The sequence below is a fragment of the Herpetosiphonaceae bacterium genome (assembly GCA_036374795.1).
In the GTDB taxonomy this organism is placed as follows: domain Bacteria; phylum Chloroflexota; class Chloroflexia; order Chloroflexales; family Kallotenuaceae; genus LB3-1.
The window spans coordinates 1-11,404 of the sequence record DASUTC010000156.1 but is presented as its reverse complement, the minus strand read 5'-3'; the positions used below and the strand labels follow the sequence as shown (position 1 = coordinate 11,404).

At 65.7% G+C, this 11,404-nt stretch carries 12 protein-coding genes; all 12 read left to right on the top strand.

From position 1 onward, the window contains the following. On the top strand, positions 1–2,166 hold a 2,166-nt coding region (locus VFZ66_10880), incomplete at its 5' end, for a protein kinase (GenBank protein HEX6289687.1). A 70-nt stretch (positions 2,167–2,236) separates the two neighbouring features. Further along, positions 2,237–2,740, top strand: coding sequence for a 5-(carboxyamino)imidazole ribonucleotide mutase (gene purE / locus VFZ66_10875; GenBank protein ID HEX6289686.1), 504 nt, complete (start codon positions 2,237–2,239; stop codon positions 2,738–2,740). Between the two features lie 300 nt (positions 2,741–3,040). Then, positions 3,041–4,273: an ammonium transporter gene (locus VFZ66_10870; GenBank protein HEX6289685.1), complete on the top strand. Its 1,233-nt coding sequence runs from the start codon at positions 3,041–3,043 to the stop codon at positions 4,271–4,273. Between the two features lie 35 nt (positions 4,274–4,308). Then, positions 4,309–4,446 (top strand): hypothetical protein, encoded by a 138-nt coding sequence (locus VFZ66_10865; GenBank protein ID HEX6289684.1) that lies wholly within the window; start codon positions 4,309–4,311, stop codon positions 4,444–4,446. Between the two features lie 430 nt (positions 4,447–4,876). Continuing rightward, positions 4,877–6,058 carry a homocitrate synthase gene (gene lysS / locus VFZ66_10860; protein ID HEX6289683.1) on the top strand — a complete coding sequence of 394 codons (1,182 nt, stop codon included), beginning with the start codon at positions 4,877–4,879 and terminating at the stop codon, positions 6,056–6,058. Positions 6,059–6,172: 114 nt separating this feature from the next. Then, positions 6,173–7,411 (top strand): 3-isopropylmalate dehydratase large subunit, encoded by a 1,239-nt coding sequence (locus VFZ66_10855; protein ID HEX6289682.1) that lies wholly within the window; start codon positions 6,173–6,175, stop codon positions 7,409–7,411. A 91-nt stretch (positions 7,412–7,502) separates the two neighbouring features. Next, positions 7,503–7,997 (top strand): homoaconitate hydratase, encoded by a 495-nt coding sequence (locus VFZ66_10850; protein ID HEX6289681.1) that lies wholly within the window; start codon positions 7,503–7,505, stop codon positions 7,995–7,997. After that, the gene (locus tag VFZ66_10845) at positions 7,994–8,995 is read left to right on the top strand and encodes an isocitrate/isopropylmalate dehydrogenase family protein (protein HEX6289680.1); all 1,002 of its coding nucleotides are present in this window, start codon (positions 7,994–7,996) and stop codon (positions 8,993–8,995) included. The genes VFZ66_10850 and VFZ66_10845 overlap by 4 nt, the downstream gene beginning before the upstream one ends. Before the next feature lie 14 nt (positions 8,996–9,009). Beyond that, a complete protein-coding gene (lysW, locus tag VFZ66_10840; protein HEX6289679.1) occupies positions 9,010–9,171 on the top strand; it encodes a lysine biosynthesis protein LysW in 162 nt (53 codons plus the stop codon). Positions 9,172–9,201: 30 nt separating this feature from the next. Continuing rightward, entirely contained in the window at positions 9,202–10,065 is an 864-nt protein-coding gene (lysX, locus tag VFZ66_10835) for a lysine biosynthesis protein LysX (protein ID HEX6289678.1), read from the top strand. A 51-nt stretch (positions 10,066–10,116) separates the two neighbouring features. Then, positions 10,117–11,151, top strand: a complete 1,035-nt coding sequence (gene argC, locus VFZ66_10830; GenBank protein ID HEX6289677.1) for an N-acetyl-gamma-glutamyl-phosphate reductase — start codon at positions 10,117–10,119, stop codon at positions 11,149–11,151. 48 nt (positions 11,152–11,199) lie between these two features. Beyond that, positions 11,200–11,404, top strand: a 205-nt coding sequence (locus tag VFZ66_10825; GenBank protein HEX6289676.1) for a [LysW]-aminoadipate kinase, incomplete at its 3' end; no start/stop codon positions are given.

Genomic DNA, 11,404 nt, shown 5'->3' with positions numbered 1-11,404 from the left:
GCAATCGTCGCGCCCGTCGCGGAGGCGCTCGACTTTGCCCATAGCAACGGGATGGTACACCGCGATGTCAAGCCGCACAATATTATGCTCGATACCGATGGTCGCGTGCTGCTGACCGACTTCGGCATTGCGATAGATCCTTCGGAGAGCACCGAGCGGCTGACGCGCACCGGCATCTTCATGGGCACGCCCGAATATATTTCGCCGGAGCAGGCCCAGGCGCAGCCCCTCGGCGGTCGCAGCGATCTCTACTCGCTCGGCATCGTCACCTACGAGATGCTGGCGGGCCAGGTGCCCTTCTCCGGCGGCACCGCGCAGCAGATCATGGCGCATGTTTATCAAGCACCGCCGCCGATACGCAGCTTCGATCCCAATAGCCCGCCGGAGCTGGATCAGATTTTCGCCCGCGTGCTGGCGAAAGATCCGAGCCAGCGCTTCGAGCGCGCCGGGAATCTGGTCGAGGCGCTGCGCTTTGTCGCCCGCCGCTATGGAATGGCAAACGCCTCGCGTGAGGATGTCGCCGCGCTCGCAATCCCGCGCAACTCGTCGGCAGGACAGGCGACGGTCGCGATGCGTACTCCGACCAGCGGCTATCCGCCAGTCACCGCCGCGCCGACGCCAGCGCCTACCCCGCAGCGCTCCGCGCCGCCCGCCGCGTTCCCGATCGCCGATGTCTTCGGCAATCCTCAGCCGACGCCAGGCCCACGCGCTGCCCAGACGCCGCTCGGCCAGAGCGCAGCGCCGCCGATGGGCGGGGGCCGCAGCGGCACACCGGCTGCCGGTACTCCACGCCAGACGACCGGACGCGGCTATACGTATCCCAATAGCGACGATCGCTTCGTGCCGCCACCGCCACGCGTGCCGCCTCGGCGCGCGTATGACGACGACGGCGGCTCCAATATATCATGGACACTCCTGGCGCTCGGCGCGATCGGTCTGCTGGCGGTGATCGTGCTGATCGTGCTCTCGCGCGACTCTTCAGGGCTGTTCGGCACCACGCCCGCCGCGAACAATCCGTTCGCCACGCAGGTCACGGCCACGCCGCTGCCGACGTCTACGGTCGTCGAGCCTACGCGCGCGCCGTTTGTCGTGCCGACGTTGGTCGCAACTCAGGTGACGGGCACGCCGGAGGAGCTGCCGACGACGGAGCCGACGATCGCGCCAACGATGGAGCCGACGACGGAGCCAACGATCGCGCCGACGATCGCGCCCACGCTGGAGCCGACGATCGCGCCGACGACGGAGCCGACCGCCGTGCCGACCCTGGAGCCGGTGATCACGCCGACCGTGCCCGCCGGACAGGCCACGGGCACGCCAACAGCTACCAGTCCCGCCGGGGGCGGGCCGCTGGGCGGCGGTGGTCATCTTGCCTATTTTGCCGACGGCGCGCTCAACGTGATCGATGTCGAATCGCAGCGACCGGAGTCGTTTCCGTATCTGCTGGAGCCGATCGGCCCGGTTTCGATCTCGCCCGACGGCACGCGGGTGCTGCTCGACGTGCTCGATCCCAAAACCAACAATCGCCAGATTGCCGTTCTCGACCAGGCCAAGAGCACCGTCACCGTGCTCACCAAAGGCCCCGGCGATCACTACCATCCAAGCTGGCGCGGCGATGGCCTGGCGATCGTCTTCGCCTCGAACGAGAGCGGCGACGCCGATCTGTACATGATGGACGCCGACGGTCAAAACGTGAAGCCGATCACGTCCGGCTCCGGCAACGATCAGTATCCCTCGTTCTCGCCCGACGGCACGCGCATTCTGTTCGAGTCCGATCGCGACGGGCCGTGGGCGATCTACACGGTCGATGTGCAGAGCGGAGCGATCTCGCGCTTCTCGGCAGCCGGACAGACCACCAACGATCGATCGCCGCGCTGGTCGCCCGATGGACAGGCCGTGGCGTTCGCATCCGACCGGGACTATCCCGGCCAGCGCACCGAGATCTATATCGAGCGACTGGACGGCTCGGAGACGCAGAAGCTGACCGACTTCAAGGACGGCTCGGTCGATGGCCCGACGTGGTCGCCCGACGGCAAGCTGATCGCGTTCTTCGGCAATCGCAACGGCAACGACGACATCTATATCGCCGATCCCGCCGCCGATACGCTCCTTGACTGGCCCGCCAAAACGCCCGACATCAACGAGCGCTGGCCGATCTGGGGGAAGTAAACCAAGGAACAACGGAACAAAGCACAAAGCACTGGAATCTCCTGTTCTTTGTTCTCGTCTCGGAGCACCTATGCAATCACTGGTAGGAATCGTCATGGGCAGCGACTCGGACTTTGCGACGATGCGCGCAGCCGCCGAGGTTTGCCAGGAGTTTGGCGTGGCCCACGAGGTGCGCGTGGTTTCGGCGCATCGCACGCCCGACGACATGGCTGAGTATGGTCGTATGGCGCACGAGCGCGGCCTGCGGGTGATCGTCGCGGGCGCGGGCGGCGCGGCGCATCTGCCGGGAATGCTCGCCGCACACACGCCGCTCCCGGTGATCGGCGTGCCCGTGCCGATCGGCGGCTTGCAGGGCGTGGACGCGCTCCTGTCGATCGTGCAAATGCCAGCGGGCGTGCCCGTCGCCACCGTCGCGATCGGGCAGGCGCGAAACGCTGGCTTGCTGGCCGTGCAGATCCTCGCCACCGCCGATCCCGCGCTGATGCAGCGGATGATCGCCTACAAGCACGAGCTGGCGAGCGCCTCACGCGAGAAGAATCGCAGCTTGCAGGCCCGGTTGCAGCCGCCAGAGTAGTACGATCGACACAATCGGCTATCCGCAATCATTTCGCAGACATCGTCCATCCACGCCGGGCATATCGCAATCCGCTGCCAGAGGGTCGATCGTCTCCTTCCTCTTGTACGATCTGCACAACTCTGCATACCCTAAATTTGGTCAACCTGACCGTAGCGCTGTGTCGCGCTTTTGCTTATAGTGCGTCCAACACATCGCGCTAACCGTCATCAACACATCGGCGATCAATCGCAGATAGGCAGTGCAGCCTTCACGAGATTACTCGTGGAGGCTGCGTTCTTGTATGACAAGGAGTACGGGATGGAGTCGATCAACGGGGCGGATACCGCCTGGGTGCTGATCTCAGCCGCGCTGGTGATGCTGATGACGCCGGGGCTTGGCCTCTTCTACGGCGGCCTGGTGCGACAGAAAAACGTGCTCTCGACGATCATGCACAGCTTTTTTATGCTGGCGCTGATCAGCGTGCAGTGGGTGCTGTGGGGCTATAGCCTGGCGTTCGGCCCCGACAAGGGCGGCCTGATCGGCGGGCTGGAGTGGGTGGGATTAGCAGGCGTCGGCGCGGAGCCGAATGAAACGTACGCCGGGACAATCCCGCATCAGGCGTTCATGATCTACCAGATGATGTTCGCGGTGATCACGCCCGCGCTGATCTCAGGCGCGTTCGCCGAGCGCAAGCGCTTCAAATCATTCGCGATCTTTTCGCTGCTCTGGGCCACGCTGGTCTACGATCCGGTCGCGCACTGGGTCTGGGCCGATGGCGGCTGGCTGCGCAGCCTGGGCGCGCTCGACTTCGCGGGCGGCACGGTGGTGCATATTACGTCGGGCGTGTCGGCGCTGGTCTGCGCGCTGGTGCTGGGCAAGCGCATCGGCTACGGCCAGGAGTCGATGGCACCGCACAACGCCACGATGACCGTGCTCGGCACCGCGCTGCTCTGGTTCGGCTGGTTCGGCTTCAACGCGGGCAGCGCGCTCGGATCGGGGGCGCTGGCGGTCAACGCCTTCGTGACGACGAACTCGGCTGCGGCGATGGCCGCGCTGACCTGGATGACCGCGAGCTGGATTCGGCACGAGCGGCCAAGCGTGCTCGGCTCGACGGCGGGCGCGGTGGCGGGATTGGTCGGGATCACTCCGGCGGCGGGCTTTGTCACGCCCATTGCGGCGCTGCTGATCGGCTTCGCCTCCGGCCTGCTCTGCTTCGTTGTGGTTGAGTTCATCGTGCGCAACCGCATCGACGACGCGCTGGATGTCTTCGGCGTGCATGGCATCGGCGGCATCGTGGGCGCGCTGCTGACGGGCGTCTTCGCCACCACGGCGGTCAACGAGGCCGGAACGAATGGCCTGCTTTTCGGCAATCCGTATCAGCTCGTGATCCAGACGATCGCGGTGGTGGTTGTCGCGGCCTACGCGGCGGCTGTCACCTGGGGCCTGCTCAAGCTGATCGACACGCTGTTTGGCCTGCGCGTCTCTGCCGACGAGGAGCAGCGCGGCCTGGACACGACGCAGCACGGCGAGCCCGCGTATCAGGGAATCTAACACAGGTAGTCTATCGCATGTGAGGAGGAACGATCATGGAGCTGCTGGCATTGATTCTGTTCATCGGGATGATCGGAAGCTGGCTGATGATGCCGGGCACCACGACGACGCGCATAGAGACACAGGCCGAGGCTGGCGAGCGCAGCCCATCGACCGCCGGACAGCCCGCGTAACGCGCGGCCCGCGTCATACTCAGATTGTCGCCGCCTCTAGCCACGCTGCTGGGGGCGGCCCCCTTTTGAGTGGGAATCGATTGAAATTGGGGTCTTGACAAATCACCGTCATGCCGTTAAGCTATCGCCCAACGTCGAATGAGGTTGGAAGTGAACGAACGAGCGATCCAACTGCATAGCGTGAAAGCGCGCGCAAGCAAAAAAAGCCGGGCCATCAGGTCTGGTTAGTGCGCTTGCGTGTGAAACAGCGATAACAATCACACACCCGCCTGACCAGACACGGTCAGGCGGTTTTTATGTGTCCGACGATCAGAAAGAATCTAGCACCAATACCAGGAGAATGATATGTTCACGCTGAACTCGAAACGCCTGCTCAGCATGGTCCACCCGTCCGCCGCCGGAAATCCGTTCAACGGCAGGAGCAGAGCAGATGTTTGTAGATCTTCGGAACGTCCAGATTGTCGATACGACGCTGCGTGAAGGCGAGCAGTTCGCGCACGCCCACTTTAGCCGCCAGCAAAAGCTGGAGATCGCCCGCGCGCTCGATGCATTCGGCGTCGAGTACATCGAAGTCACCTCGCCGGTCGCGTCGCCGCAGAGCGCGCACGACCTGCAAGCCATCGCCGCGCTGAACCTCGCGGCTGGCATTCTGACCCACACCCGCTGCAATCTGGAAGATGTGCGCCGCGCCGTCGACTGTGGCGTTCACGGCGTCAACCTGCTCTTCGCTACGTCGTCCGTGCTGCGCGACGCCAGCCACGGCCTGAGCATCGACCAGATCCTCGAAGAGGCCGCGCGCTGCATCACATTTTTGCAGGAGGCGCAGGTCGAGGTGCGATTCTCGTGCGAGGATGCGTTTCGCACCGATCCCGCCGATCTGCTGCGGATCTACACCGCCGTCGACGCGCTTGGCGTCGATCGCGTTGGCATCGCCGATACGGTCGGCATCGCCACACCCCGCGAGGTCGAGCGGCTGGTAGGCCATGTGCGCGCTGCCGTGCGCTGTGACATCGAGTTCCACGGCCACAACGACGGCGGCTGCGCGATTGCCAACGCCCACGCTGCGATCCAGGCGGGCGCGACCCACATCGACACGACGGTGCTGGGCATCGGCGAGCGCAACGGCATTGCGGCGCTATCGGGGCTGATCGCCCGCCTGTATCTCTCCGACCCGCAGCTTGTGGCGCACTACAACCTGCATCTGCTGGCGGAGCTTGACGAGCTTGTCGCGCGGATCGTCGGCATCGCGATCCCGTTCAACTCGTGCATCACCGGCCAGACCGCCTTTACCCACAAGGCCGGGCTGCATACCAATGCTGTGCTGCGCGATCCCCGCTCCTACGAGGCGCTCGATCCGCACGCCTTTGGCCGCAGCCGCGAGGTGCTGCTGGGCCATCGCCTGACGGGACGCAACGCCATCGCCCACCGGGCACAGACGCTCGGCCTGCACCTCTCCGACGCCGCGCTCAAAGCGATCACGCAGCAGATCAAAGCGCGCGCCGACGAGCAGCCCCTCTCCGACGCAGAAGTCGACGCGCTGCTGCTGGCGCAGCTCCCCGGAGACGCCGTCGCCTCCACTCATCCCGCACCCATTTCAATCGCCGCGAAATAGCGGCTGGCTCGTGAGCCTTACACACCTGCCTGGCACGGGCGTGGTTTCGCGCACCCAAAATCGGCGGGGAGCGGCAGTTTTACACGACACATTCGCGAAAACGAGGCATAGACGATGGCACAGACATTAGCAGAGCAGATTCTTTCACAGGCCGCCGGGCGTCCGGTCCAGGCGGGCGAGGTAGTCACGGTGCGGGTGGATCTGGCGATGGTTCACGACAGCATCGCGCCGAGCGTGATCCGCATTTTGCACGAGCAGCTTGGCGCTGAGCGGGTCTGGAATCCCGATCGGATCGCGGTGGCGATCGATCATGTCGCTCCGGCGGCCAATCTTCAGACAGCGGAGTCGCAGAACAAGCTGCGCGCCTGGGCCAGAGAGCAGGGCATTCGCAATCTGTTCGACGTGGGACGCGGCATCGCGCATCAGGTGTTGATCGAGGAGCGGCTGGCGCGTCCGGGTCTGCTGATCGTCGGCTCCGACTCGCACTCCACAGCCTACGGCGCGGTGGGCGCGTTCGGCACCGGCATGGGCGCGACCGATATTGCGCTGGCCTTGGCGACCGGCCAGACCTGGCTGCGCGTGCCTGAGACGATCCACGTCCAGGCGCGGGGACGCCTGGGCGCAGGCGTGACGGCGAAGGACGTGGCGCTGAAGATCGCCCGCGAGCTACGGGCGGACGGCGCAACCTACCAGGCGATCGAGTATCACGGCTTCGACAGCTTCTCCGTGGGCGAGCGCACCACGCTGGCGACGATGGCGATCGAAGTCGGCGGCAAGGCGGGCATCGTGCCGCCAACCGGCGCGGCGCTGGCGGATGATTACGTGCCGTCGTGGCTGACCGTCGAGGCGGACGCGACCTACAGCCGCACGCTGGCGATCGACCTCGACGATCTCGATCCGCAGATCGCCGCGCCGCACCACGTGGACAACGTCACCGATCTGCGCAACCTGGGCCGCATCCCCGTCGATGTGGTGTATCTCGGCACCTGCACCAACGGACGCCACGAGGACATGGCCGCCGCAGCGCGTATCCTGCGCGGTCGGCGGATTCATCCGAGCGTGCGCATGATGGTCGTTCCGGCGTCGAGCGAGGCGCTCCAGCTGGCGGTCGCTGACGGCACGCTCTCCACGCTGCTGGCGGCGGGCGCAACGCTCGGCACGCCCGGCTGCGGCGCGTGCATCGGGCGGCACATGGGCGTGCTCGGCCCGACCGATGTCTGTTTGTTCACCGGCAACCGCAACTTCCGTGGGCGCATGGGCCATCCCGACGCGCAGATCTACCTGGGATCGCCGGAGGTCGCCGCGGCCACAGCGGTCGCGGGTTACATTGCCGATCCGCGAGAAATTGCATGAGAACAAGGGAACAAGAGATCAAGCGATCAAGGGGAATAAACAGAATCGCTGTTCTTTGTTCTATGTTCTTTGTTCTCGATAGGAGTTGATTATGTCACGCATCTGGCGCTTTGGCGATGATGTCAATACCGATCAGATCGTTCCCGGTCGGTACGCTCCCTACATGACGAGCGAGGCGGAGCTACGCAAGTATCCATTCATCGAGGCGCGGCCCGACTTCGCGCCCACGGTGCAGGCCGGCGACATCATCGTCGCGGGCCGCAACTTCGGCTGCGGCTCATCGCGGGAGTACGCGCCCCAGGCGTTGAAGCTCGTCGGCGTGGGCGCGATCATCGCGCCGAGCTTCGCGCGCATCTTCTATCGCAACGCGCTCAACCTGGGCATTCCGCTGTTCGAGGCCGATCTGCAATGGCTGGAGGACGGCGCGGAGGCTCAGCTCGATCTCGACGGCGGCATCCTGCACACGGCGCGCGGCCCGATCGCACTGCCGCAGCCGCCCGCGTGGATGCAGCAGGTCTGGCAGGCAGGCGGGATCGTTCCCTATTTCCGGCAGCACGGTCGCTTCCCCGGCGAGGCTGCGCAATGAGCTACCGGATCTGCCTGCTGCCCGGCGATGGCATCGGACGCGAGGTGATCGCCGCTGCCCGCGAGGTGCTGGAAGCCACGGGATTCGACGCGCGCTACGACGAGCAGCCGATCGGCTGGGCGTGCTTCCAGCGCGAGGGTACCGCTCTGCCTGAGGCAACCCTGGCCGCCGTGCGCGCAGCCGACGCCGCGCTACTGGGCGCGGTCGGCTCGCCGTCGCATCGTGTGCCGGAGTATCGCAGCCCGGTGGTCGCGCTGCGCCGCGAGCTGGATCTGTACGCCTGCGTCCGGCCTGTACGCACGCCGCCGCTGCCGCAGGCCCGCCCCGGCGTCGATCTGGTCGTCGTGCGCGAAAACAGCGAGGGCCTGTACAGCGGCCTTGAGCAGCGCGACGGCGACCGCGCGGTTGCGCAGCGGGTGATCACCGGAGCGGGCAGCGCTCGCATCGCGCGCTGGGCGCTTCAGTACGCGCGCCAGCACGGACGGCGACGCATCACGATCGTCCACAAGGCCAACGTCCTGCGCGAAACCTGCGGCCTGTTCCGCAGCGCCGCGCTCGACGTGCTGGCGGATGCCGGTGAGATCGCCGTGGATGAGCTGCTGGTCGATACCGCTGCCTATCACATGGTGCGCGATCCCGAACGCTTCGACGTGATCGTTACGACCAACCTTTTTGGCGATATTTTGTCGGATGCGGCGAGCGCCTGGGGCGGCGGCCTGGGCCTGGCCGCTTCGGCCAACCTGGGGCAGCGCGGCGCGATCTTCGAGCCGGTCCACGGCTCGGCACCCGACATCGCTGGACGCGGCATCGCCAACCCGCTGGCGGCGATCGGAGCCGCCGCGCTGCTGCTCGACCACCTAGGCGAGGCCGAGCGTGCCCAGCATGTGCGGGCCGCGATCGACGCTACGCTGCGCGCTCGCGTGTGGACGCCCGACCTCGGCGGCAGCGCGACGACCGCCGATGTAACCAACGTTGTGATTCAACAAATCAACGGATAATGAGGAGATTTCACATGAACTGCCCGGAATGTGACGCCACTCTGACCCTTGACGCCGATCTGATCGAGGGCGAGATTGTGCCCTGCGCCGACTGTGGCGCTGAGCTCGAGGTCATCGCGACGCAGCCGCTGGCGCTGGCGCTGGCTCCCGAAATCGAGGAGGACTGGGGCGAGTAGCGACTCACCGCCTCACGATCGGAGCAACCTATGAGTCTTGGAATCTTATGCTCGCGGATTCGCGTCGAAGAAAAGCTACTCTTTGCCGAGCTTGACCGGCGCGGCGTGCAGTACGAGCGCATCGACGACGGCGATCTGATCTTCGACCTTCAGCGGACAACGTTTCCGTTCGACGTGGTGCTGGAGCGCTCGATCTCGTTTGGACGCTCGCTGTACGCGCTTCAGGTGCTCGAAGCGCGCGGCGTCGCCTGCATCAACCGCGCCGACGTGGTAGCGATCTGCGGCGATAAGCTGCGCACCACCGAAGCACTCATCCGGTCGGGAGTGCCGACGCCGCGCACGCTGCTGGCCTTCACGACCGAGTCGGCGCTTGAGGCGATCGAGCGGCTGGGCTACCCGGCTGTGCTCAAGCCGGTCGTCGGCTCGTGGGGCCGGATGATCACGCGCATCAACGACCGCGACGCCGCCGAGGCGGTGCTTGAGCAGCTCGATGTGCTGGGCTCGTGGCAGCAGCATGTCTACTACATTCAGGAGCATATCGCCAAGCCGGGCCGCGACATTCGCGCGTTCGTCGTCGGTGACGAGCCGATCTGCGCGATCTACCGCTACAGTGACCACTGGATCACCAATACCGCGCGCGGCGGACGCGCCGAGAACTGCCCGGTTGACGGAGCGGTCGGCGATCTGGCCCTGCGTGCGGCCCAGGCGGTCGGCGGCGGCGTGCTGGCGATCGACCTGCTCGAAACCTCCGACGGGCGGCTGCTGGTCAACGAGGTCAATCACACGATGGAGTTTCGCAACTCGATCGACACGACCGGTGTGAATATCCCGGCGCGGATTGTCGATTACGTGGTAGCAGAACAGAGAACAAAGAACAGAGCACACAGGGGTTGAGCAGTTTTGTGCTTTGTTCCGTTGTTCTTTGTTTGTTTCAAGGTGTTGACTATGATTCGAGTATCCATCGTCGGCGCGTCCGGCTATGTTGGCGGCGAGCTGCTGCGGCTGCTGCTGCGCCACCCTGAGGTTGAGGTTGTGCAGGCGACATCTGAGCGCCGCGCCGGACAATTTGTGTACGCCGCTCATCCCAACCTGCGCGGCCAGACCGGTCTGCGCTTCTCAAGTCTGGCGACGCTTGAGTCCTGCGACGCGCTGATCCTGGCGCTGCCGCACGGCCATGCCGCACAGCAGATCGAGCGCTTCGCCGCGCTCGCGCCGCGCATCGTGGACTGTTCCGCCGATTTTCGGCTGTCCGATCCCGAAACATACGCCCGCTGGTACGGCGCGGAGCATGCCAGCCCGGAGTGGCTGAGCCGCTTCGTCTATGGGCTGCCGGAGATCTATCGTGAGCGGATCGCCGAGGCGCGCTACGTCTCCGGCGTCGGCTGCAATGCCACAGCGGTCAACCTGGCGCTGCTGCCGCTGGCGCGCGCCGGGCTGCTCGATCCGCAGCGTCCGATCGTCGCCGAGGTCAAGGTCGGCTCGTCGGAGGGCGGCGACGAGCCCAGCGAGAGCAGCCACCACCCCGAACGCTCGCATGTCGTGCGCTCGTACTCGCCGGTTGGTCATCGACACGCGGCGGAGATTCAGCAGGCGCTCGGCATGGACGAGATCCACCTGTCGATCACGGCGGTCGAGCTGGTGCGCGGCGCGCTGGCAACCTGTCACGCCTGGCTGCGCGAGCCGCTCAACGACCGCGATCTGTGGCGTGCCTATCGCACCACGTATGCTGACGAGCCATTCGTGCGGATCGTCAAGGAGCGGAGCGGCACCTATCGGCTGCCGGAGCCGAAGATCCTCGCGGGCAGCAACTATGCCGATGTCGGCTGGGCGCTCGACGAGCGGAGCGGGCGGATCGTCGCCATCGCCGCGATCGACAACCTGCAAAAAGGCGCTGCCGGCACGGCGGTGCAGTGCCTCAATCTTCAGCATGGCCTGCCGGAAACCACCGGCCTGGAAGCGATCGGGCTGCATCCGATCTGATCAAGGCCACGGGCTGGAGCTTTACAAGTACATCGGGGAGGAGAACATATGCTGGTGATCAAAATCGGCGGCGCGGCGGGCATCGACTACGGCGCGCTGTGCCAGGAGCTTGCATCGCTCTGGCGCGACGGCCAGCGGCTGGTGCTGGTTCACGGCGGCTCCGACGAGACAAACCGGCTGGGGGAGCGACTCGATCATCCGCCGCGCTTTGTCACCACGGCATCGGGCCACGTCAGCCGCTACACCGATCGGC

Bases quoted from the DNA above. Each gene is read 5' to 3' on its own strand.
- VFZ66_10845 (HEX6289680.1), top strand. From the start codon at position 7,994: ATGAGCTACCGGATCTGCCTGCTGCCCGGCGATGGCATCGGACGCGAG.
- purE (HEX6289686.1), top strand. From the start codon at position 2,237: ATGCAATCACTGGTAGGAATCGTCATGGGCAGCGACTCGGACTTTGCG.
- lysW (HEX6289679.1), top strand. From the start codon at position 9,010: ATGAACTGCCCGGAATGTGACGCCACTCTGACCCTTGACGCCGATCTG.
- VFZ66_10850 (HEX6289681.1), top strand. From the start codon at position 7,503: ATGTCACGCATCTGGCGCTTTGGCGATGATGTCAATACCGATCAGATC.
- VFZ66_10865 (HEX6289684.1), top strand. From the start codon at position 4,309: ATGGAGCTGCTGGCATTGATTCTGTTCATCGGGATGATCGGAAGCTGG.
- lysS (HEX6289683.1), top strand. From the start codon at position 4,877: ATGTTTGTAGATCTTCGGAACGTCCAGATTGTCGATACGACGCTGCGT.
- lysX (HEX6289678.1), top strand. From the start codon at position 9,202: ATGAGTCTTGGAATCTTATGCTCGCGGATTCGCGTCGAAGAAAAGCTA.
- VFZ66_10855 (HEX6289682.1), top strand. From the start codon at position 6,173: ATGGCACAGACATTAGCAGAGCAGATTCTTTCACAGGCCGCCGGGCGT.
- VFZ66_10870 (HEX6289685.1), top strand. From the start codon at position 3,041: ATGGAGTCGATCAACGGGGCGGATACCGCCTGGGTGCTGATCTCAGCC.
- argC (HEX6289677.1), top strand. From the start codon at position 10,117: ATGATTCGAGTATCCATCGTCGGCGCGTCCGGCTATGTTGGCGGCGAG.